Source organism: Bradyrhizobium tropiciagri (assembly GCF_018130505.1).
Taxonomy (GTDB): domain Bacteria; phylum Pseudomonadota; class Alphaproteobacteria; order Rhizobiales; family Xanthobacteraceae; genus Bradyrhizobium; species Bradyrhizobium tropiciagri_B.
Window position 1 is genome coordinate 14,406 of record NZ_JAFCKH010000021.1, and the last position, 22,491, is coordinate 36,896.

The following is a 22,491-nucleotide window of genomic DNA, read 5'->3' on the forward strand; positions in this document are numbered from 1 at the left end:
ACATGAACGAGGCGCCCGTCGATCCCCTTGTTCGTTTCCGCAAGCTGCCGATGCCGGCCCGCGTCATCGTGGGCCGGCCGCGCACCTTCCTAGCGCTCGCCTTCGGCATCGTGCTCTGCCTGCTGCTGCCGGACTCGCGACGCCTGGTGTCGCGGCTTCTGATCGGATGGGACGGGTTCGCCGCGCTGTATCTGCTGCTGGCCTATCTGATGATGTTGCGCTGTGGCATCGCCTACATCAAGCGCAGCGCGGCGATGCAGGACGACGGCCGCTTCTTCATCCTGCTGCTGACCGCATTCGGCGCACTGGCGAGCCTTGCCGCCATCGTGTTCGAACTCGGGGCATCCAAGAACAGTCCGTCCGCGATTGCCCTTGCCGTCATCACGATCACGCTGTCATGGGGGATGGTCCACACCGCCTTCGCGCTGCATTACGCCCACGAATTCTATCGCGGCAGAAAGCCCGGCGGCCTGCAATTCCCGAGCGGCGAGGAGCATGTCGACGCCGACTATTGGGACTTCGTGTATTTCTCGTTCGTGATCGGGATGACCGCGCAGGTCTCCGATGTCGGCATCACCGACAAGATCATCCGCCGCACCGCGACCGTGCACGGCATCATCTCATTCGTGTTCAACACCGCGCTGCTGGCACTGATGGTGAACATCGCGGCAAGTGCGATCTAGCGATCGGACGCAGGTCTATTCCGTATCCCGCGTGACATGCCCCTGATATTGCGGCAGGTCGTCCGTGATCGCATACCACGGCGCCTTGGAGCCGACGAAGATGTGCGCGCCCGGCCGGATCGCCGGCGCATCGCGCAGCGTTCCCATCGTGACATGGACGAAGGCGCCGTCGCGGACGACGGAATAAAGCATCGAGCCGCAATGGCGGCAATGCGCGTTATGGGCCGCCTCACCACCGTAGATCGTGAGGTCATCGGCGCCGCTGACGACGCGGAACTTTTCGCGCGCGATTCCCGCGAACGGCTTGAATGCCGATCCGGTGGTCCGCCGACAGTCCGAGCAGTGGCAGTTCAGCGCATAGGCGAACTCGTCGGCGACTTCGTAGCGCAGCGCGCGGCAGTAGCATTCGCCGGTCAGGATGCGAGCGTTTTGATTTTCAGATGCGGTCAAAGGTCACCCTCACGCGGAATTTTGGCGCCGGCCATGGCGCGGGCCGGCGGTTCATGGCTAAATCCTATCAGAGCAAATTCCTGCCGGGAGGACCAACCAATGAGCCAGGCTCGATCCAGCGTCGAAAGCGTCGTGCAGACCTATTTCGACGGCCTCTACGAAGGCGATGCCGACAAGCTTGCCGCGGCCTTTCATCCCAGTGCCGACCTGCGCTGGGTGGAGAAGGGCGAGTTGAAGATCCTGACCGTGCCGGACTGGCTCGCCTGGGTACGCAAGCGGCCGTCCGGCAAGGCGGAAGGCAAACCGCGCGAGGACTTCATCGTCACCATCGACCGTTCCGACGACAACACCGCCTTCATCAAGGTGCGCTGCCAGCTGCCCCCGCGCTATTTCACCGATTATCTGGTGGCGATGAAGCTCGCGGATGGCTGGCAGATCGTCTCGAAATCCTACCGCTACGACCTGCGGGACTGATCGACGGCGCCCCGCTTCCGGCTCTGCCGAAGCGGCGGCATCTCGCGACAATCAGGTGACATGCCCCTGTGGTCCGGCCGTGGCCGGACCGCATTGACTGGCGCTGGTTTCCGGGCGAATTGACCCGTCATGGAAGCCAAATTTCAGATCTTTCTCACCCTGCTCGGCGTGCTGGCGGGAACCGCCCTGGTGGCGCGGCGGACCGACATTGCCCCCGCGATCCTGCTGCTGCTGGTCGGCATCGTGCTCGCCTTCGTGCCGGGCATGCCGTCGTTCGAACTGCCGCCGGAGCTGGTGCTGCTGGTGGTGCTGCCGCCGCTGATCTATTCGGCGAGCGTCGCGATGAGCTGGCGCGAGTTCAAGGCCAACCTGCGGCCGATCATCCTGCTGTCGGTCGGCTGCGTGATCTTCACCGCCTTCATGGTCGCGACCGCGACGCATTATCTGATCGGCCTGCCCTGGGGCGTCGGTTTCCTGCTCGGCGCTATCGTCGCGCCGCCGGACGTGGTCGCGCCGCTGGCGATCGCACGCAAGCTCGGCATGCCCCGCCGCATCCTGGTGATCCTCGAAGGCGAGGGTCTCGCCAACGACGCCACCGCGTTGATCCTCTATCGGTTCGCGCTGGCGGCGATCACCACCGGATTGTTCTCGCTGCCGAAGGCGACCGGCACCTTCCTCGTCATCGTCGCCGGCGAGGTCGCATTCGGCACGGCGATCGGCTGGCTCAGCCTGCGCGCCCGCCGCCGCGCCCGGGATCCGCAGGTCGAGATCACGCTGTCGCTGATCACGCCCTATCTCGCCTACTGGATTCCCGAGCATTTCGGCGGCAGCGGCGTGATCGCGACCGTGGCCTGCGGGCTCTATATGAGCTGGAACGGACCGCTGTTGATTTCGGCGGCCACCCGTCTGCAGGGCATCTTCTTCTGGGACTTGATCATCTATCTGATCGAGGGCCTGCTGTTCCTGCTGACCGGCTTCCAGATGCGCTCGCTGTACGAGAAGTCGAAGTCGTTCCCGCTGCATGACATCCTGGAAGCCACCGCGCTGGTCGCAATTATCGTGATCGTGGCGCGCTTCCTCTGGGTGTTTCCCGGCACCTATCTGCCGCGCTGGATCAATCCGCGACTGCGCGCGAACGATCCGCTGCCGTCATGGCGGGCGGTGTTCGTGGTGGCGTTCACCGGCGTCCGCGGCGCGGTCTCGCTCGCCGCCGCACTAGCACTGCCGCTGACACTGCCGAGCGGCGACGTCTTCCCATATCGCGACCTGATCCTGTTCGTCGCCTTCGGCGTGATCTTCGTGACGCTGGTCGGGCTCGGGCTCGGATTGCCGCTGGTGGTGCGCTGGCTCGGCCTCGCGAGGGAAGGCCGCAGCGAGCATTTCGCCGAGCACGAGCAGGAGATCGCGGCGCGGCGCGAGGCGCTGAACGCCGCGCTGAAATCGCTCGATGCCATCACCGACGACCGCGAGCTGTCAGACGAGGTCGTCAAGCTGTTGCGCTCGCGCCACGAGATCCGCTTCAACCAGCTGCCGGATGCGCTCGATCCCGACCGGCACGACGTCTCCGCCACCGGCACCGAGCTCACGCGCGAGCTGATCTCCGCCGAACGCAAGTTCATCCACACCCTGCTGCGCGACGGCAAGATCACGGACGAAACGCGCCGGCGCATCGAGCGCGATCTGGATCTGGAGGAGGCGAGCTTGAGCAACCGCGAGTATCGGAGGATGCCGCTGTAATTCTTCGTCGTCCCGGCGAAGGCCGGGACCCATAACCACCGCGGCTGGTTTGGCGAAGGCTGGGGCCACAGCTCGCCTCAACAACGCCCCCCTGTGGTAATGGGTCCCGGCCTTCGCGGGGACGACGGTGGTGGTGGACTCCGCAGCGTTGGCTACTCCGCCGCCGCGTTCTGCCCTGGACCGCCGACGAATCCCGCGGGATCGCCGAAGCGTTCGATCATCACGGCGGTGAGGTCCTTGCTCTTGCTCGTCACGCAGGCGCCGGAGCGCACGGTGTAGCGGTCCTGGTGCTTGACGTGCGGCGGCGCCTCGCCGTTCTGCAGCGCGCGGGCGGCGTCCATCACCAGCTTGCGGAAATGCATGATGCCGAGATCGGTCGGGCCGAGATGCTCGCGGCTGCGGTCGGCGATCGGGCCCTGGCTGTCCTGCACCGCGGCGTCCTGCTCGGAGACGCCCTTGATGCCGGTGTAGCTCCTGGTCCGCTGCAGCTTGCGATCGATCAGATAGTCGTTCGCCTTGTTGCGCAGCGGCACGTAGTTTTCGTCGACGACGGCCATCACGCCGTTGCCGTTGCGGTAACCCTCGCGCTCGGCCCCGGTCAACGGGCGGTGCGGATTCCACGCATAAGTGTAGATCCAGCAACCGGTGTCGGTGACCGGCACGAAGGTCTGGCCGAAGATGTTCTCGCCCGGCATCGAGCTCGGCGCGTAGGCGTGGAACGGCATCAGGAACTGGGCGATGTGCCAGTAGATATTGTCGCTGCCGGTGAGCCGGCCGCCGGCGACGGTCAGCCCGGCCTCGTGCGGATTGATCTTGATCACCGGCCGCGGATCTTCCGCGATCCAGCGCATGTGATCGGTCGCGACCCGCGTCAGCGGATTCACGAAATGCTTCTTGATGTCGAGGATCTCGTTCTCCTCCTTTTCGAAGGAGAGATGCGCGAAGGTGAAATGCGCGGTGTCGATCGAGCCTTCCACCGCCTGCACCCAGTTGCAGTCCTGCCATTTCTTGGTGACGAAGCGGTGCGAGGCCGGCAGCAGCGCCATCTCCAGCGCCGGCAATTCCGGCATCGCTTCCGCCGGGCCCATATAGGCCCAGATCATCTCGCCCCATTCGCGTACCGGATAGGATTTGATGCGGATCAGGTCCTTGGCATTGAGGTCCGGATACGAGGTCGGCATGTCGACGCAGCGGCCGTCGGTGTCGAACTTCCAGCCGTGATAGACGCAGCGGATGCCGCATTCCTCGTTGCGGCCGAGCCAGAGATTGGCGCCGCGATGCGGGCAGTACTGGTCGACGACCCCGACCACGCCGCGCGAGTCGCGGAAGGCGAGCAGCTCCTCGCCCATCACCACGATCTTCTTCGGGTCGCTGTCGGGCTCGGGGAGTTCTTCGGAGAGCAGCACCGGGATCCAGAACCGGCGCAGCAATTCGCCCATGCCCGTTCCGGCACCGGACTCGGTGAGGAACTTGTTGTCTTCGGCGCGCAGCATGGACGGCCTCCCGATGTATTGTTTTTTGAAGTCTCTCGCGTGTCATCCCGACGCGTCAACTTGATAGCCGCTCGGACCTAGGAATGCTGACGCAATGTCGTCAGCATTCCGTCCGCGCCACTCGGCTCGACAAGAAATTGCAACCACGCTGCATGGATATCCCCACACTTGGCCCCAGAAAAAAAGCCGAATCACGGGGATTCCGGTTCGGTGTCGAGCGTTATAGAATCAGTAACCGTCAATTGAATCGCCTCAATTTGTTCCTATTTTGTTCTTGAAGCGATCGAAGAACTTGTGTAAAAACAAAGATCTAAATAGGAGACAGTTATGGCAGATCTTCCAAAGATTGACTCCGTGGGACTGCGTCTAGCAAAACTTAAGGGCGCAGAGCAGGTCTCTTCAGTGGCTAGGATTGCAATTGGAAAAGGCAACGTGGGCCAGGACCAATCGCGCCACTCGGGTCGGAGCGGGGTTGGGGATGGCAAGAAGGCTGTACACTCCACAGGCGGACGAAAAGCGGGTCAATAAGGTCGCCCCAAAGGGAGGTGATGCCCGAACAGCCTATCGGCGCGATGTAGCTCGATTGATGCATTCGCCGTGCTTTCGTCGCTTGCAGGGAAAAGCGCAGCTTTTTCCATCTGATGAAAATGATTTTTTCAGAAATCGGCTAACGCACAGTCTGGAGGTCGCGCAGATCGCGACCGGCATCGCTCTAAATCTCAACAATAGTGAGAAGGAGCTCACGCGCTCACCTATCGATCTCGACTTGGTATATTTCGCCGCTCTCGCTCACGATCTCGGACACCCTCCGTTCGGCCATGATGGTGAACGGGCCCTGGACGAGTTGATGAAGGCCCATGGCGGGTTCGAAGGAAACGCGCAAACCATCCGCATCCTAACAAGGCTTGAGAAAAAGGAAATCGAGCGGGTAGTCGTCAAGGGACGCGATGCCAGAACAGGACTGAACTTAACCTATCGCACGCTCGCTTCCATTTTGAAGTATGACAGGGCTATCGCGCCAAAACGCAGAAGAGGAAGTGACGTCGTAAAGGGCTACTACGCGAGTGAGGCAACGCTGATCCGAGACATTCGGTCTTCAATCGCTCCTCGCTGTAGATCGGGGAAGTTCAAAACGCTTGAGTGCAGCATTATGGACCTCGCTGATGACATCGCATATTCGACGTACGATCTTGAAGATGCGTTCAAGGCAGGATTCCTCTCCCCCCTTTCAATGGCGGCTGCGCCGAATTCGCTCAAGCGACGCATAGCGGATGTGGTCAATCAGAAGATGCGTAAGGGCTATCCGAAGACGCTGTGTGATCAAGAAGCACTCAACATTGATGGAGTCGACAGAATTGTGCTCTCCATGACGAGGGGTATCTTCGAGCCGTCACAAGGCCTATTCGAGCGCATGAAGCGAACAAAGATGTCAAACGAAGAACTCAGCTACGCACTCTCTGCTGAGGTGTCTGCTGGTTCGACGATGCTTCAAGAGGAGGGAAGATTTCGAAACGAATTCACATCTAGGCTAGTTTACGCTTTCATGTCGAACATTGAGTTCAAATGGAACGCGCGTGCACCAGCCCTTAGCTCTGTCCGATTGAACCTTGGTACCTTCCAAACGATTGAAGTGCTCAAGAGATTTGCTTACGAAGCGCTCGTAATGTCCAACCGTTTCAAGATGGCTGATCGACGGGGGCGCGAAATCATCGAGCACATCTTTAAGGCTCTAACGCAAAAGGGCGGAGAGAAGCTTTTGCCGCATGACGTCAGAGCGACCTACGAAGCCTCAAATAGCAGGCAATGGCGTCTCAGGACCGTATGTGATTTTATTGCGAGCATGACCGATCGCTATTGTGTTGAATTCTATTCGCGCTTGATCGGAATCAATGCGCCTTCAATCTATAAGCCGTACTAATCCCCTGGCCGATCGTTGATTAGTCCATACATTAAGACCGATGAGAAATAGGCATTGGCCTCAGCAAATGCCGATTGCGGCCGGCAAAATTAGAATCGCCAGCTTTGATACCATTCTTACACCGGCCGCTCGCCCTTCACCGTCACGCGCGTGCCGGACCGCGTGTGCGGCCAGTAGTCCCACATCGCGCGGTGCTGGGCGCAGCGGTTGTCCCAGAACGCGATCGCGTTCTCGGTCCAGCGGAAGCGGCACTGGAACAGCGGGTTCTCGGCGTGCTGGTAAAGATAGGCCAGCATGGCATCGCTCTCATCGCGCGGGACGCCGACGATGAAGCGGGTGAAGCCGCGGTTGACGTAGAGCGCCTTTTTCCCGGTCACTGGATGGGTGCGCACAATCGGATGTTCGGCGCGCGGATATTCCCGTTTGTCGGCGACGCCGTAATTGGCGTAGAGCCCGCGATAGGTCTGCTCGCCGTCATGCAGCGCGGTCAGCCCGTCGAGATAGGCCTTCATGCGGTCCGACAGCGCCTCATAGGCCGCGTACATGTTGGCGAACAGCGTGTCGCCGCCGCGCGGCGGGCACTGCTTGATGTAGAGAATCGAGCCCATCGGCGGCTCGAGGTCGCAGGACACATCGGTGTGCCAGCCCTCGCCATTGGCGCGCGGCGAATCCTTGTCGGCATAGATCTTCATCAGCGCCGGATCACCCTCGTTCGGCGCAGCGGGATGCACATGCAGTTCGCCGAACTTGCGGCCGAAGGCGAGGTGTTGGGCCGGGGTGATGTGCTGGTCGCGGAAGAAGATGACGAGGTTCTCGGCGAGCGCGCGATGGATCTCGTCCATCTGGCGGTTGGAGCGCGTCTCGTCGTCGATGAGTTTGGCGATATCGACGCCGGAAATCTCCGCGCCGATGATCGGCGTCAGCTTCTCGACGCCGATGGTCTCAAAGGGCTCGGTGGAATCGGCGGTGTGCCGATAGCGCGGGCCTTGCTTGCCGGACAGTGAGCTCATGGGCGTGCTCCCGATCGTTCTTGATTGGGAGCATGGTAGCGCGCGTCGACGGAAGCGCAATCGCCGCCGCAAACATATCTGTCGTCCCGGACAAGCCAACGGGTCGGCGCAGAGCGCCGCCCGATGACAGGCTCCGCGAAGCGAAGCGCAGATCCGGGAGCCATAACCACAGGGTGGTGTTTTGCGAAGGCTGGTAACCCACGTCTCGCACCACAACCACCGCCTGTGGTTATGGGTCCCGGCCTTCACCGGGACGACAGCGGAGTGTGGGTTAAGAGCGGAGTGAAATTACTCCGCCGCTCCCGCCGTCTCCGGCAGCTTGGCGCCGTTGCCGTAGCGCTGGTCGATGTAGTCGATCACCAGCGCCTTGAAGTCGGCGGCGATGCCGGGGCCGCGCAGGGTGCGGAACTTCTTGCCGTCGACGAAGACGGGCGCGGCCGGCGCTTCGCCGGTGCCGGGCAGCGAGATGCCGATATTGGCGTGCTTGGATTCGCCGGGGCCGTTGACGATGCAGCCCATCACCGCGACGTTGAGCTGCTCGACACCAGGATACTTGGTCTTCCAGGCCGGCATCTCATCGCGGATGAAATCCTGGATCGAGCGCGCCAGCTCCTGGAACGTGGTCGAGGTGGTGCGGCCGCAGCCCGGGCAGGCCGCCACCAGCGGCACGAAGGTGCGGAAGCCCATGGTCTGCAGCAATTCCTGCGCGACCTGCACTTCGAGCGTGCGGTCGCCGCCGGGCTCCGGCGTCAGCGAGATGCGGATGGTGTCGCCGATGCCCTGCTGCAGCAGGATGCCGAGCGCGGCCGAGGAGGCGACGATGCCCTTCGAGCCCATGCCGGCTTCGGTGAGGCCGAGATGGATCGCGTAATCCGAGCGGCGCGCCAGCTCCTGATACACCGCGATCAGATCCTGCACGGCGGAAACCTTCGCCGACAGGATCATCTTGTTCTTGGGCATGCCGAGCTCTTGGGCGCGCGCGGCCGACAGCAGCGCCGACTGCACCATCGCCTCGCGGGTGACCGCGCGGGCGTCGCGCGGATTCGGCGAGGCGGTGTTCTCGTCCATCAGCTTGGTGAGCAGCTCCTGATCGAGCGAGCCCCAATTGGCGCCGATGCGCACCGGCTTGTCGTTCTTGTTGGCGATCTCGATGATGTCGGCGAACTGGGTGTCGCGCTTGTTCTTGAAGCCGACATTGCCGGGATTGATGCGGTACTTGTCGAGCGCCTCGGCGCAATCAGGATACTCGGCGAGCAGCTTGTGGCCGATATAGTGGAAGTCGCCGATCAGGGGCGTCGTGAGGCCGAGCTTGCGCAGGCCGTCGCGGATGTGCGGCACGGCAGCGGCGGCCTCCTCGCGATCGACGGTGATGCGCACCATCTCGGAGCCGGCGCGGGACAGCGCCGCGACCTGGGCGATGGTGCCCTGGATATCGGCGGTGTCGGTGTTGGTCATCGACTGCACGACGATCGGCGCACCGCCGCCGACGGCAACGTTGCCGACCATGACCTGCGTGGTTTGGTGCCGCGGCGCAGGGCCAGCGACGTCGTCTTGCGGCAAAATCTCGGGCTTGTTCATGGCGTCTCGAATATCAGGTTTTGGTGACAGTCACCAAGGGGGCCAAAGGGGCGGCGGCTCCGCGCTCAGGCGGCCGAGCGGTCATGTTCCGGAGTGAATTCAACAGCTTATGCCGCCGATTGCGGCCAAAGGCAAGCCATGCAGCGGCGGTCTGCATGACCAGCTATATTGGACCGGATGGGGTTAAATCAAAGGGCAAAGTCGCAGCTTTTCATGTGATCCGGAGCATCTTAGCATCCTGTTAAGGCACCGAGGGAGGACGCGACATGGCCGGCCACAGCGAGCTGATCACCACGGCGGAACTCGCCGACGTCCTCTCCCGGCCCGATCTGCGGCTGTTCGACTGCACCACCTACCTGGAGCCGGCGCCCGCCGGCAGCGGCATTCCCTATATTGTCGTCTCGGGCCGCCAGACGTTCGAGGCCGGGCACATCCCGGGCGCGAACTTCGTCGATCTACAGGCCGAATTCTCCGATGCCCGCACCGAATTGCGCTTCATGATGCCCGAGGTCGGCCAGCTCGAGGCCGCGTTCGGCCGCCATGGCATCTCGGCGAACAGCCGCGTGGTGCTTTATTCGATCGGCACCGCGATGTGGGCGACGCGGTTCTGGTGGATGCTGCGCGCGCTGGGCTTCGACGGCGCCGCCGTGCTCGACGGCGGCATCGACAAATGGACCGCGGAGGGCCGCGACATCGAGACCGGCCTCGCCGGCGGCTATCCGCCCGCGACCTTCTCCGCGCGGCCGCGCGAAGGCCTGTTCGTCGACAAGCACGACGTGCTCGCCGCCACGTCCGAGGCCGACACCGTCATCGTCAACGCGCTCGGTCCGCAGTTCTACAAAGGCCTGGAGCCGAGCCGCTACGGCCGCCCCGGCCGCATCCCCGGCAGCGTCAGCGTGCCGGCGGCAACCCTGATCGATCCCAAGAGCAAGGCCTTCCTCCCGCCGGCCGAGGCCGAAGCAGCATTCGCCGCGCAGGGCATCAGCAAGGACAAGCGGGTCGTTGCCTATTGCGGCGGCGGCATCTCGGCGACCATCGACCTGTTCCAGCTGCACCGGCTCGGCTACGACAACCTCACGCTCTATGACGGCTCGATGGGCGAATGGGCGAAGGATGAGACGTTGCCGATCGAGCGAGGCTGAGTGGGGAGTACGTGATCCATCCGCATCGTCGTCCTGGCGAAAGCCAGGACGACTGCGAGTTCGTGGCGCGTCGTTCACCACACAACGCGGCGTCATCACCCGGCTTGACCGGGTGATCGAGTATTCCAGAGGCAGTAAGTGCTTGAGCCGAGAGGCCGCGGCGTACTGGATCGCCCGGTCGAGCCGGGCGATGACAGCGGTGGGTGGGGATGTGGCCGGGGCTGCCGTCACGCCGGCACGTTCGGATCCGGCGTCACTTTCGGGTCGGGCTTGTTGACGAGATAGAGGCCGGCGATCACCAGCAGCGCGGCGACGCCGAACACCGGGGTCAGGGTGTCGTGCATGATGAAATACGCCGCGACCACACCGAACAGCGGGGTCACGAAGGTGAAGGCGGAGAGCTTGCTCGCCGAATAGGTCTTCACCATCGCGAACCAGATCACGAAGGTGCAGCCGACCACCCACACCGCCTGGTAGGCCAGCAGCGAAATCGACAGCGCGCTCGGGACGTGGTCGATGCGCTCGCCGGCGATCCAGGAGGCGAGGCCGAGAATCGGGATCGAGATCGCGACCTGGTAGCCGAGCGCCTTTTCCGGCGCGGCGTTGCGAAGGCGCGTGCCCTTGGCGACCAGTGTGGTCGCCGCCCACAGCGCGCCGCCGCCGACCACCAAGAGGTCACCGAGCAGCACCGTGGCGTCGACATTGGGCTGCGGCACGCCGATGGCGAGCGCGACGCCGGCAAAGCTCAGCGCCAGCCCGCTCCACTGCACGGTGGAGAGCCGCTCGCCGAGGAACTGGTGCGAGCCGAGCGCGACGAAGAACGGCGCGGTGTAGAGGAACACCGACGCGCGCGACGCTGAGGTGAAGACCAGCCCGGTGAAGATCAGGACGAATTCGAGCCCGAACATCAGCCCGGCGACGATGCCCGGAACGAGCGAGCCGTCGTGCTTGAAGAATTTCACGCCGCGCAGCCAGCCGACGATCAGCATCACCGGCAGCGCGCCGGCGGAGCGGATCATCGCCTGCAGCATCGGCGGCACGTCGGGCAGCGCCAGCTTGACCGCGAGCTGGTTGAAGCCCCAGCTCACGCACAGCATCAGCATGATGGCGATGGCGCCCGGCGGCAGGCCGTGCCCGACGGTGACGGGCCTTGCTGCATTGGCTGAGATCGCTTGGGTCGACATGGTTCCTCGCGGGCCGGTTTTATCGGCGTGTTGTTGTTATGAGCCCCCTCGCCCCGCTCTTGCGGGGAGAGGGTCGGGGTGAGGGGCCGGCTCCGCAAATTGGATAGAGGTGAGACCACGGAGTGTCCCCCTCACCCGAAATTCGCTAGCGCGAATTTCGACCTCTCCCCGCAAGCGGGGCGAGGTGACTCGAAGGTGGCGCGGGTCAATCATTTCGCACAATGCGCGCAGGTGCCGGCGATCTCGACGACGGAAAGCTTTGGGATGAATCCCGAGGCCCGCGCCGCGGCCGTGAGGCTTTGCGCGACGGGGGCGGCCGGGATTTCGCCGACCGAGCCGCAATGGTCGCAGATCAGGAACGCCACCATCGAGGTCTCGTCATGGTCGTGGGCACAGGCGAGGAAGGCGTTGCGGCTCTCAATGCGGTGGACGAGGCCGTTCTCCATCAGGAAGTCGAGCGCGCGGTAGACGGTAATCGGTGCCGGGCGCGGCATCGACTTGGCGAGCTCGTCGATCACCTCATAGGCGCCGAGCGGACGGTGGCTGGACAATAGCGCCTGCAGCACATGGCGGCGGATCGGGGTGAATTTCTGCGTCCGGCGCGCGCAGACCTGCTCGGCATGAGCCATCGCGTCCGCGGCGCAGCGGCCGTGGTCGTGATCGGGGGCGGGAAATGTCGGCTTGGCCAGGCTCATCGCCTGTTATGTAGCATTTTTGCGCCTGTTCCCAAAGTCCGCCCGCGCCGGCCCGTTCCGCAGCCATGTGCGGAGGGCGGGGCTGCCACCCGTTAAGGGGATGTGAAGCAATCATAAGCAAGCTTATAATATCCAAAGCTTATGGAGGCAGGCCCATGCGCGGTCCGGTGGACGCGAACTTCATGTTTACGCTCGGCGAGCTGTTTCGCCTGATCCGCGTCTACGCGGACAAGGAGGCGGCGCGCTACGGCATCACCCGCGCGCAATGGGCGGTGCTGGCCAAGGTCGAGCGCAGCGAGGGCATGAAGCAGACCGAGCTCGCCGAACTGCTCGAGGTGCAGCCGATCACGCTGACCCGGCTGATCGACAAGCTCTGCGACAATGGCTGGATCGAGCGCCGCAGCGACGAGAACGATCGCCGCGTCAACCGCCTCTATCTGAAGAAGGCCGCGCGCCCGCTGCTCGGCAAGCTGGCCGGCCTGCGCTCCGAACTCACGGCGACCGCGCTCGAGGGCATCAGCCCCGCGGATGCGCACCGCCTGCTGACCCAACTGGAACAGATCAAGGAAAACGTCCGCAATGCCATCCAAAGCCCAGCCGGCGAGTCCTCCCGAAAGGAACAACGCTATGGCTGAACCCGTCCTCAAACTGGCGCCGGAGCAGAAGAGCAATCCGGAAACCGTCGCGCCGGCGGGCAAGGCCAGCCGCGCGCCGCGCCGCCGCCTGATGGCGGGCATGCGGCGCTATCGCCGGGTGCTGCTGCTGGTCGTGCTGCCGACCATCGCCGCGATCGGCGGCATCGTGTTCTATCTCAATGGCGGCCGCTATGTCGGCACCGACGACGCCTATGTCGGCGCGCAGAAGGTGCTGATCACCCCGGAAATCTCCGGCAAGATCGACAAGGTCATCGTGAAGGAAGGCCAGCACGTCAAGAAGGGCGACGAGCTGTTCGAAATCGATCCGGTGCCGTTCCGCCTCGCGCTCGCGCAGGCCAAGGCCGCGCTCGACCAGACCCGGACCACCTATGACAACCTGGTCGACAACATCAAGATCAACACCAGGATGCTCGAATTCGCCGATAAGAGCATCGAGCTGAAGAAGCGCGACGTCGACCGCAAGTCGACGCTCGCCAAGCAGAATTTCGGCTCGCAGCTCGACCTCGACAACGCCGCCAACGCGCAGGTGACGGCCGAGAGTCTCGCGCAATACATCAAGCAGCAGATCTCCAAGGACAAGACCCAGCTGCTCGGCGACATCGATCTGCCGATCGAGCAATTCCCGCCCTACGCCCAGGCCAAGGCCAAGCTCGACGACGCGCAGCGCAACCTCGACAACACCGTGCTGCGCGCGCCGATGGACGGCGTTGCGACCCAGGTCGACCAGATCCAGCTCGGCCGCTTCGTCGCCGCCGGCTCGCCGGTGTTCTCGGTGATCGACGTCGACCGCCCGTGGGTCGATGCCAATCCGAAGGAAAGCGACTTCACCTATGTCGCGGTCGGCCAGGAGGTCACGCTCGACGTCGACGCCTTCCCGAACCACGTCTTCAAGGGCAAGGTCGGCTCGCTGTCGCCCGGCACCGGCGCGCAGTTCGCGATCCTGCCACCGCAGAACGCCACCGGCAATTTCGTCAAGGTGGTGCAGCGCGTGCCGGTCCGCATCTATTTCGACCCGGACGATCCGTTCGTGAAGAGACTGAAGGCGGGCATGAGCGTCTACGCCACGATCGACACCAACCACCGCCGCACGCTGGCCGGCCTGCTCGGGCTGGCGCCCGCGGCGGCGCATAGTGGCCAGGAATAGCGTGAGACGCGGCCGAACTGCCGCCCACAGAGAAAGTGCGCCCCTTCTCCCGCAACAGACACACCGAGACCGAACTGAATGACCGCACCGTCACCATCCGCCGTCCCCGGCATGCGCCGGAACATGGTGACGATCTGCGCCATGACGGCGACCATCATGCAGGCGCTGGACACCACGATCGCCAACGTCGCGCTGCCCTATATGCAGGGCTCGCTGTCGGCCTCGCAGGACCAGATCAACTGGGTGCTGACCTCCTACATCGTCGCGGCGGCGATCATGACTGCGCCGGTCGGCTGGATCGCCAACCGCTATGGCCGGAAGCGCATCTTCATCATCTGCTCGGCCGGCTTCACGCTCGCTTCGGTGCTGTGCGGCCTCGCGCAGGACATCAACCAGATGGTGCTGTTCCGCCTGCTGCAGGGCGTGTTCGGCGCGGCGCTGGTGCCGCTGTCGCAGGCGGTGATGCTCGACTCCTATGCGCTGCATGAGCGCGCCAAGGCGATGTCGATCTGGGGCATGGGCGTGATGATGGGCCCGATCATGGGACCCTCGCTCGGCGCGTGGCTGACCGAGACCTATTCCTGGCACTGGGTGTTCTTCGTCAACCTGCCGTTCGGCGCCATTACGGTGCTTGGGCTGGCGATCTTCATGGACGAGACCAGGCAGGACCACAATCTGCGCTTCGACTGGTTCGGCTTCGGCGCGCTCGCGGTCGGGATCGGCGCGCTGCAGCTCGCGCTCGACCGCGGCGAGCAGCTCGGCTGGCTGGAATCAAACGAGATCATGGTCGAGTTCATCGTCGCGGCGGTCGGCTTCTATTTCTTCATGGCGCATTCGTTGACGACCAACCGGCCGTTCATCCAGTTCGCGCTGTTCAAGGACAGGAATTTCCTCGGCGGCTGCGTGTTCATGACCGTGATGGGCCTCGTGCTGTATTCGACCATGGCGCTGTCCTCGCCGTATCTGCAGAACGTGATCGGCTATCCGATCATCACCGCGGGCCTCTTGCTGGCGAGCCGCGGCTTCGGCACCTTCGTGGCGATGATGCTGGTCGGCCGCATGATGCGCTATTTCGAGGCGCGCACGCTGATCATCGCCGGCCTGACGCTGACCGCGGCCTCGCTGTTCCGGATGACCGGCTGGACCGACATGACGCAGGCGAGCGAGATCATCGTCGTCAGCGTGATCCAGGGTTTTGGCTTCGGCCTCGTCTTCGTGCCGCTGTCGACAGTGGCGTTCCTGACGCTGCCGGGCCATCTGCGCACCGACGGCACCTCGATGCTGACGCTGCTGCGCAACGTCGCGAGCTCGGTCGGCATCTCGATCGTGATCGCGCAGCTCACCGAGGGCTCGCGGCGGGTCTACGCCAAGCTGTCGGAGCAGATCAATCCGTTCAACCACGCGCTGCAGATGCCCGACGTCTCCAGGATGATCAACCTCAACAGCGACGCCGGCCGCGCGATGGCCGACAAGATGGTGGCGGCGCAGTCGCAGATCATCGCCTTCTCGCACGACTACCATCTGGTGATGCTGTTCATCCTGGTCTCGATCCCGCTCGCGATCATGATCGGCTCGACCAAGGCCGCGCTGCGCAGCCAGCAGGCGCCGCCGGATCATGCGGCGGTGATGGAGTAAACGCGGCGGGCCTTCATTCGCGGTGTCATCGCCGCGGCCTGTCGGCTCAACAACGACTGCCTCTGGAATACTGGGTCGCCGGTCAAGCCGGGCGACCACAGTCTCGATGCTCCCCCTACCAAGGAGCAAGCCGCGGCACCCGCCCGCCGCGTTGACTTTCCCCCGCCCGCTCCCAATACTCCCGAAAAAATCAATGCCCGTCACCAATGACGGGCTTCAGGGGAGGACGCGATGCCGACGTCACGCAGGACGCTGCTCAAGACATCCGCGGCTGCCGCCGCTGCTTTCAGCTTCGATTGGACACGCGCACAGGCACAGGCCGAGACGGTACGGATCGGCTGTATCTACGACCTCACCGGCCCGTTCGCCGCCGGCGGCTCGGTCGCCTCCTCGATCGGCACCCAGATCGCGATCGATCTCGTCAACGAGAAGGGCGGCGTCGGCGGCAAGTACAAGGTGGCGCCGGTCAACGTCGATTCCCAGAGCAAGCCCGATGTCGCCATCAACGAGGCCAACCGCCTGATCGATCAGGAGAAGGTCGACATCCTCAACGGCGTGTTCGCGAGCTCGCACGCGGTGCCGCTGTCCGCCAAGGTCGAGCAGCAGAAGCGCATCCTGTGGATCACCACCGCGGTCTCCACCGCCGTGTTCAAGGACAAGAACCTGCAATACGTCTTCCGCGCGCAGATCCATTCCGACCAGTACGGCCAGGCCTTTGCCAGCTTCATCGCCGAGCACGCCAAGGCCAAGCTCGGCATGGATCCGAAGGACGTCAAGGCGGCGCTGATCCACGAGGACGGCCCCTATGGCGTCGGCGTCGCGGCGGCGGACGAGGCGTTCGCCAAGGAGGCGGGACTGCAGATCGTGCTCAAGGAAGGCTACTCCGCCTCCGCGCCCGACCTGTCGGTGCTGGTCACCAAGCTGAAGCGCGCCAAGGCCGACGTGATCTCGCATGCCGGCTACAACCCCGACATCACCCTGTTCCTGCGCCAGGCGCGCGAGAGCGGGCTGAAGTTCAAGATGCTGTTCGGCGCCGGCGCGGGCTACAGCCAGCTCGACAAGCTGCGCGAGACGTTCGGCGCCGACATCGACAATTTCTGCAACATCGATCCGGTGCCGGCGCAACTGCTCGATCCGGCCAAGCTGGCACCCGGGGTCGGCGATCTCACCAAGGTGATGGTCGCGCGCTATCGCGAGAAGACCAAGGCAACCGAGGTGCCGCCGCACTGCTCGATGGGCTTCAACCAGACCTGGATCCTGCTCAACAACGTGCTGCCGGTCGCCAAGGAGAAGTACGGCGGCTTCGATCCCGAGGCGATCCGCAAGGCCGCGCTCGACGTCGACATCGCGCCGGGCGGCACCATCCAGGGCTATGGCGTGAAATTCTATAAGCCGGGAACGCAGCTCGCCGGCCAGAACGAGCGCTCGACCCCGGTCGTGATGCAGAACGCCGGCGAGCGCATCACCGTGGTGTGGCCGACCAACATCAGGACGCAGGACCCGGTGTTCCCGCTGCCGAAAGGCTCGGTCTACGGCTCGTAAAATGGCGACGGGGAAGACGCATCGCCGCGTCTTCCCCGTTCTCCGGCGTTATCGCACAAGGCTCGCTCGCTGACGCCGATCAATCGTGGTGCAGCAGGAAGCGAACATCGACCTTGGGATTGCCCATCATCTTGGACGGGAAGTTGGCCCCGACGAAGCTCTTGTCGACGGGCTCGACCTGCACCGACAATTGCCCGTCCTTCACCGCATCGAGCGGAAGCTCGAAGTTGAAGTGAACCGTCGCGTTCTGGACGCAGGTCGAACATTTTTCGGCTTCGGTCGGCTGGAAGAAGAACCGCGACGCGATCGGCTGGCCGTCCTTCAGCAGATGCACGGTGAAGCTGCCGGGAATCTTCAGCCGGTTGATGCCGCTGACGCAGACGTCGACCATGTCGGTCTTGACGCGGAACGGCTTGGCGGCGAATGCGGACTGCTGCAGCTTTGCGACCTTCATCTCGGCAACACGCGCTTGAGGAGGTTGATAGTCGACATCGAGGCTCTTCACGGAATCGACGATATCGACGGTCTTCAGCGTGAACGGCGTCATGCTCTCGAGCACCGACACCGTGAAGATGGCCTTGCTCGCGGCGCTTTCGATCGTTGTCAGCAAACCGCGGAGGTCGGTGGCGTTCATCTCAGTCTGCCATTGCCAGAACAGACGATCCCAGTTGGCATGGAAGAACCAGAACACCGGATCGAACGCCGCGGCGTTCGGATCCGACATCGTCGGTCCGATCGAGCCATGGCCGGAGTCGTGGGCCGAGATAATGGTATTGTTGGGCCGGTTATCGAGCAAGCCGTGGAAATCCTCCCAGTTGTTCTTGCTCAGGGCCCGGTTGATGTCGCCGGTGACGTTGAAGCCCGCCAGATTGGCCTCGATGGTCGGATAAGCGAAGCGCTTCGTCACGTAGCCGGCATTGTAGCCCTGGCCGATGTCCTGCGGCAGCGTGTAGGCGTCGAACGGCGCGCTCTTCAGCACGTCCGGGAACGGCGTCGTGATGTCCCAATAGGGCAGCGTGACCTGCTCGCATCCCGGCACTGAGCGCAGCGCGTTCTCGAAGCCGAGCAGGAACGCGCGGTGCCACGGATTGTAGGCCGGCACGTGGTGCTGGCACCACAGGCCAGGATGCGCCGGCAGCCAGTGCAGGCCGGCCTGCACGAAATAGCTGTTCGGATCGGTCGGATTCTTCGCCATGATTCCGGAAAACGCCTGCTTGAGCAGCGCGATCTCCGGCGGCTGCAGCGCGTTGATGTCCTTTCTGATACGTCCGACCGGCGCCGCGGCGGCCAGCGCCGCCACCGCCACCTTGCTGCCGGTATCGGTGCCTTTGGGGAAACCGGCGACCATCCAGTTCAGGAAAGTCTGCGTCCATGCCGCGGACCAGGGCGAGCCGGGCGGCATCAGGCCGGCGGACACCTGGCCGTAGATCCCGTTGGCGCTGGCGACCACCGCGTCATAGCTGGTCAGGTCCAGGCTCTGGTTTCCCATATGGGCAATGTCGGTGTCGGTGAACATGTAGCGGATGTCGCCGTACCAGGTCGGATCGGCTACGGGAGTGGTTTTGCTCGGAGCAGAGGACGTGAATGCGGCAGGCATGATGGCTCCTTCAGGAAAAGTAGGCGTTCCTGTCAAAATTCGTCGGCGAAGACTTTGGCTTGAAAGCGAACCACGCGCGGCCGAAGCCGCGCGGACCATACCACACTCTTCGGTTGATAAACAGAAGGAATAAAGGCCGGAGGTAGATCGATATTTCCGCCGCGCGTCACACTGATGTCGTCAGATCGGGAGCCCGTGCAGGTGCGTGCCGGCTCCCATGGCCGGCGCGCGGCGGCGCGGTCAGAACGTGACCCGCCTGCCCTCGTCGGCGGCCCAGTAGCCGGCGTAGTTAACCCTGGTGGTCTCGAACGCCAGCGCGAGATCGGCGAGCGGCGCCCGGCCGGTTGCGACGCATTCCATGAAGTCCTGGATCTCCTGCAGATAGCCGCGGGTCCATTCCTCCTCGAGGCAGACGAACTGCCAACCGGTTTTGCGGTCGACCTTCTCGGTGATGTAAACCGAGGCGAGCTTCTCCTCCGAGGTCTGGTAGCTGGTCAGATGCGTGTTCGGCGTGATGTTGGCGAACAGCGAGCCGCCGGACGTGTAGGTCTCGATCAAATTGCGCACGCCGCCCATGATCATGTCGCCGGAAAAGATGGTCGCCTTGGTGCCGTCGGAGAAGGTCGCAGTCAGCGTGCCCCAGTCCTCGACATCGACCGGCTTCGCCTTGATGAAGGCGCGCTCGTCCGGCTTGAGGATCGCGGTGACGTTGCCGACGTCGCAGCTGACGCTGGCGACCGTGATGGTCTCGCCGCGCGCGCGGGCCTCGACCTGCTTGAGATAGAGCACCGCCGACAGCGGGTGGCAACCCATCCGGATCAGCGAACCGCCGCCGGTCATTGCCCATTCCGCGGCATGCGCGGCGTGCGAGCCGGAATGGCTCTCCTCGCCCTTCATGAACAGGATCTTGTCCCTGGTCGCGCGGATGATCTCCGCGGTCTTGGTCACCGCCGGGGCGTAGATCCAGTCCTCGGCATACATGAAGAGTTGTCCGGTCTTCTCGATGGCGGCGCGGGTCGCTTCCATCTCCTCCATCACGCGCTGATACATCAATGCTTTCGGCACATGCCTGCCGATCGGCGCCTTGTCGCCGTCGCGGCCGAAATAGCCGCTGAACGGCTTTTCGCAGATCACGTGCTTGCCGGCCTGCATCGCCTCGACGATCATCGCGGCGTGCAGGTTCGGCGGCGTGCAGATATCGATGACGTCGAGATCACGATCGGCGACGAGTTCGGCGAAGCTGCGATAGGCGTTCGGAATGCCGTGCCTGCGGGCGAAGTCCAGCACATGGTCGCCGCGTGCCGCGACCGCCCTGACCTCGACGTCGACGCCATAGACGCGCCGATAGGCATACATGTGCAGCTCCGAAACGAAGCCGCAGCCGGCCAGACCGACCCTGATTTTTGTCATTGGGATTCTCTCCGCGCCCTCAAGCTGGAGCAGCGTAAAGCATGATCCGGAAAAGTGTGAAGCGGTTTTCCGAGAGGATCATGCTCAAACAAAAGCTAAAGCGCGATGTCGACCCAATCTCATCGCGCTTTAACGCGCCGCCATCACCGCGTCGAACGCATTTCCCATTGCAGTGACGGGCGCCGTCCTGCCCGTGAACAGCGCGAATGCATCCGCCGCGGCGCCGATCGCAAGATCGCGCCCGGTCATAACCTCGGCGCCCCTTGCTTTCGCGGCCGTCAGCAACGGGGTCCAGAGCGGCGTGTAGACGGCGTCGGCGACCCACATCGCCGGATGCAGCAGCGCGTCCGGCACCGGCGTGTCGCGGCTCGGCAGCATGCCGACCGGCGTCGCATTAACGAGCCCGGCCGCCCCGTCGACCGCGGCCGCGACGCTCATGGCGCGAACCGCACCGCGATCTCGTAGCTGGCCCGCCAACTGCGCGGCCTTGGCGGCATCCGCATCGAAGATGCGCAGCTCGCCGGCGCCAAGTCCTGCTAGCGCGAAAGCGATCGCCTTGCCGACGCCGCCGGCGCCGATCAGCGCGATCGCGCCATCGGGCGTAGCGGCGAGCAGCGGCTTGATGGCGCGCGCAAAACCCGAGGCATCGGTGTTGTATCCGACCAGCCGCGCGCCATTGACGACGATGGTGTTGACCGCGCCGATCGCACGCGCATCCGCCGACATGTCATCGAGCAGCTCGACGACGGCTTCCTTGTAGGGAAAGGTGACGTTGACCCCGGCAAAGCCGAGCCGCCTGATGCCGTCGAGCATCGCGCGCAGATCGTCGCGCGAGGCGCCCGCCACCTCGATCAGCTGGTAGTGGCCGTGGCAGCCGAGCACTGCCGCGGCCTGCTCATGCATGGCCGGCGCGGCGGAGTGCGCGATCGGATATCCAATCAGACCCGTCAGGAAACGGTCGCGCATTATCCCTCACATCGGCCGCGCTCAGCTCATGCGGTCGAGCCGAGCATAGCTGTCTTCCATGCCGTGCTCCATGCCGCTCGCGAGCATCGTCGCGCGCGTCCCGGCGTCCGGCAACGTCATCCGCATGGTCATCAAGGTGCCGCTGCCGTCGGGTGTGAAGCGCGTCTCGACGTGATTGTCCGGCGTCGGATCGGGCAGATGCATGCGCCCGACATGCACGATGCGGCTGAACGGCTCGAGTTCGAGATATTCGCCGGTCTGGTGAAATGCGCCGCCCTTGCCGTTGGTCCATTCGAACCGGATTTTGCCGCCGGGATGCGGCTCGCTGATGCAGACTGGCATGGTCCAGCCATCAGGACCGAGCAGCCACTTTTGCAACAGCTCCGGATCGAGGTGCGCGCGATACACGGCTTCGGGCGGCGCAACGAAGCGCCTGGTGACAATGACGTGGCGATCGCCTTCGGTGGTCAGCGTCAGCTTGCTCATCACTCTTCCTCTCACTGTTCGGGCTTCATGGTGGCCAGCACGCTGTCCAGCCGGTCGTAATTGGTTTCCAGCGCCCGCCGCAGCATCGCGAGCCACTGATCGATCTCGGCGACCGCGGACGGCGCGAGCCGGCACGGCCGCTTGGTGCCCTCGACCCGGCGCACGATCAGGCCGGCCCCCTCGAGCACCTTGAGGTGCCGCGAGATCGCGGGCTGGGTCAGGTCGAACGGCTCGACCAGCTCCATCACGGTCGCCTCGCCTAGCGCGAGCCGGGCCAGGATCGCGCGGCGGGTCGGATCGGCGAGCGCGGAAAAGGCAGCATCGAGATTGGGCACGGTTGATGTCGTCTCCGTTATATAATTGATCTATTATATAACTAGGAGCGCATGGTCAAGCAAAACCCGCTGCGGCGAAGGCGCGCACAGCGGGTTTCAGAGCAATAAGGCTGGGAGTGGCGCGCGAGGCGGCCTTACGCCGGCGGCTACACGTCGAAGAACACGGTTTCGTCGTCGCCCTGCAGGCGGATGTCGAGCGTGTAGACGTTGCCCGCTACCCTGCTGGCGATCAACGTCGCGCGGCGGTCGGAAGGCACCTGCGCGAGGACAGGATCGCTCGCGTTGCCGGCTTCGTCGTCGAAATAGATCCGCGTGTAGAGATGCAAGAGCATGCCGCGCGCGAATACCGCGAGCAG

At 63.9% G+C, this 22,491-nt stretch carries 20 protein-coding genes and 1 pseudogene; 9 read left to right on the forward strand and 12 right to left on the reverse strand.

The features are described 5' to 3' along the window. Positions 1 to 2 precede the first annotated feature (2 nt). Complete coding sequence (locus JQ633_RS34465) at positions 3 to 683, forward strand: DUF1345 domain-containing protein (RefSeq protein ID WP_211990282.1); 681 nt, start codon at positions 3 to 5, stop codon at positions 681 to 683. 15 nt (positions 684 to 698) lie between these two features. On the opposite strand, the gene JQ633_RS34470 is transcribed toward JQ633_RS34465, so the two are convergent. After that, positions 699 to 1,133 (reverse strand): GFA family protein, encoded by a 435-nt coding sequence (locus JQ633_RS34470; RefSeq protein WP_211990283.1) that lies wholly within the window; start codon positions 1,131 to 1,133, stop codon positions 699 to 701. Positions 1,134 to 1,232: 99 nt separating this feature from the next. Here JQ633_RS34470 and JQ633_RS34475 point away from each other — a divergent pair, with 99 nt between their 5' ends. Further along, the gene (locus JQ633_RS34475; RefSeq protein ID WP_211990284.1) at positions 1,233 to 1,607 is read left to right on the forward strand and encodes a nuclear transport factor 2 family protein; all 375 of its coding nucleotides are present in this window, start codon (positions 1,233 to 1,235) and stop codon (positions 1,605 to 1,607) included. Positions 1,608 to 1,736: 129 nt separating this feature from the next. Further along, positions 1,737 to 3,344, forward strand: a complete 1,608-nt coding sequence (locus JQ633_RS34480) for a Na+/H+ antiporter (RefSeq protein WP_211990285.1) — start codon at positions 1,737 to 1,739, stop codon at positions 3,342 to 3,344. Between the two features lie 152 nt (positions 3,345 to 3,496). On the opposite strand, the gene JQ633_RS34485 is transcribed toward JQ633_RS34480, so the two are convergent. Then, positions 3,497 to 4,837 (reverse strand): Rieske 2Fe-2S domain-containing protein, encoded by a 1,341-nt coding sequence (locus JQ633_RS34485; protein WP_211990286.1) that lies wholly within the window; start codon positions 4,835 to 4,837, stop codon positions 3,497 to 3,499. A 478-nt stretch (positions 4,838 to 5,315) separates the two neighbouring features. Between JQ633_RS34485 and dgt the strand changes: the two genes are divergently transcribed. Then, a complete protein-coding gene (gene dgt, locus JQ633_RS34490) occupies positions 5,316 to 6,755 on the forward strand; it encodes a dGTP triphosphohydrolase (RefSeq protein WP_211990287.1) in 1,440 nt (479 codons plus the stop codon). Between the two features lie 116 nt (positions 6,756 to 6,871). Here dgt and JQ633_RS34495 read toward each other — a convergent pair whose 3' ends face one another. Then, entirely contained in the window at positions 6,872 to 7,765 is an 894-nt protein-coding gene (locus JQ633_RS34495; RefSeq protein ID WP_211990288.1) for a TauD/TfdA dioxygenase family protein, read from the reverse strand. 288 nt (positions 7,766 to 8,053) lie between these two features. Then, the gene (gene ispG / locus JQ633_RS34500) at positions 8,054 to 9,343 is read right to left on the reverse strand and encodes a flavodoxin-dependent (E)-4-hydroxy-3-methylbut-2-enyl-diphosphate synthase (RefSeq protein ID WP_211990289.1); all 1,290 of its coding nucleotides are present in this window, start codon (positions 9,341 to 9,343) and stop codon (positions 8,054 to 8,056) included. Positions 9,344 to 9,609: 266 nt separating this feature from the next. On the opposite strand from ispG, the gene JQ633_RS34505 reads away from it, so the two are divergent. After that, positions 9,610 to 10,485: a sulfurtransferase gene (locus JQ633_RS34505; RefSeq protein WP_211990290.1), complete on the forward strand. Its 876-nt coding sequence runs from the start codon at positions 9,610 to 9,612 to the stop codon at positions 10,483 to 10,485. Between the two features lie 227 nt (positions 10,486 to 10,712). On the opposite strand, the gene JQ633_RS34510 is transcribed toward JQ633_RS34505, so the two are convergent. Together JQ633_RS34510 and JQ633_RS34515 are read right to left on the reverse strand one after the other, a co-directional pair. Beyond that, on the reverse strand, positions 10,713 to 11,669 hold the full coding sequence (locus tag JQ633_RS34510; protein ID WP_211990291.1) for a DMT family transporter: 957 nt from the start codon (positions 11,667 to 11,669) through the stop codon (positions 10,713 to 10,715). 209 nt (positions 11,670 to 11,878) lie between these two features. After that, positions 11,879 to 12,364: a Fur family transcriptional regulator gene (locus JQ633_RS34515; protein ID WP_211990292.1), complete on the reverse strand. Its 486-nt coding sequence runs from the start codon at positions 12,362 to 12,364 to the stop codon at positions 11,879 to 11,881. A 155-nt stretch (positions 12,365 to 12,519) separates the two neighbouring features. Between JQ633_RS34515 and JQ633_RS34520 the strand changes: the two genes are divergently transcribed. The 4 genes from JQ633_RS34520 (at position 12,520) to JQ633_RS34535 (ending at position 17,341) form a co-directional block, all read left to right on the forward strand. Then, positions 12,520 to 12,999, forward strand: coding sequence for a MarR family winged helix-turn-helix transcriptional regulator (locus JQ633_RS34520; protein WP_211990293.1), 480 nt, complete (start codon positions 12,520 to 12,522; stop codon positions 12,997 to 12,999). Next, positions 12,992 to 14,164 carry an HlyD family secretion protein gene (locus tag JQ633_RS34525; protein WP_211990294.1) on the forward strand — a complete coding sequence of 391 codons (1,173 nt, stop codon included), beginning with the start codon at positions 12,992 to 12,994 and terminating at the stop codon, positions 14,162 to 14,164. The genes JQ633_RS34520 and JQ633_RS34525 overlap by 8 nt, the downstream gene beginning before the upstream one ends. Positions 14,165 to 14,242: 78 nt before the next feature. Further along, positions 14,243 to 15,799, forward strand: a complete 1,557-nt coding sequence (locus tag JQ633_RS34530) for an MDR family MFS transporter (RefSeq protein ID WP_211990295.1) — start codon at positions 14,243 to 14,245, stop codon at positions 15,797 to 15,799. A gap of 231 nt (positions 15,800 to 16,030) precedes the next feature. Further along, a complete protein-coding gene (locus tag JQ633_RS34535; RefSeq protein WP_211990296.1) occupies positions 16,031 to 17,341 on the forward strand; it encodes an ABC transporter substrate-binding protein in 1,311 nt (436 codons plus the stop codon). Positions 17,342 to 17,420: 79 nt separating this feature from the next. On the opposite strand, the gene JQ633_RS34540 is transcribed toward JQ633_RS34535, so the two are convergent. The 6 genes and pseudogenes from JQ633_RS34540 to JQ633_RS34565 form a co-directional block, all read right to left on the reverse strand. Then, positions 17,421 to 18,938, reverse strand: a complete 1,518-nt coding sequence (locus JQ633_RS34540) for a tyrosinase family protein (protein ID WP_211990297.1) — start codon at positions 18,936 to 18,938, stop codon at positions 17,421 to 17,423. Positions 18,939 to 19,178: 240 nt separating this feature from the next. Then, the gene (locus JQ633_RS34545; protein WP_211990298.1) at positions 19,179 to 20,348 is read right to left on the reverse strand and encodes a Gfo/Idh/MocA family protein; all 1,170 of its coding nucleotides are present in this window, start codon (positions 20,346 to 20,348) and stop codon (positions 19,179 to 19,181) included. A 129-nt stretch (positions 20,349 to 20,477) separates the two neighbouring features. Then, entirely contained in the window at positions 20,478 to 21,314 is an 837-nt protein-coding gene (locus JQ633_RS34550; protein ID WP_211990299.1) for a shikimate dehydrogenase, read from the reverse strand. A 21-nt stretch (positions 21,315 to 21,335) separates the two neighbouring features. Next, on the reverse strand, positions 21,336 to 21,800 hold the full coding sequence (locus tag JQ633_RS34555) for an SRPBCC domain-containing protein (protein WP_211990300.1): 465 nt from the start codon (positions 21,798 to 21,800) through the stop codon (positions 21,336 to 21,338). A gap of 11 nt (positions 21,801 to 21,811) precedes the next feature. Then, positions 21,812 to 22,135 carry an ArsR/SmtB family transcription factor gene (locus tag JQ633_RS34560; RefSeq protein WP_211990301.1) on the reverse strand — a complete coding sequence of 108 codons (324 nt, stop codon included), beginning with the start codon at positions 22,133 to 22,135 and terminating at the stop codon, positions 21,812 to 21,814. Positions 22,136 to 22,281: 146 nt separating this feature from the next. Then, positions 22,282 to 22,491, reverse strand: a pseudogene (locus JQ633_RS34565) (protocatechuate 3,4-dioxygenase subunit alpha); the annotation flags it as partial.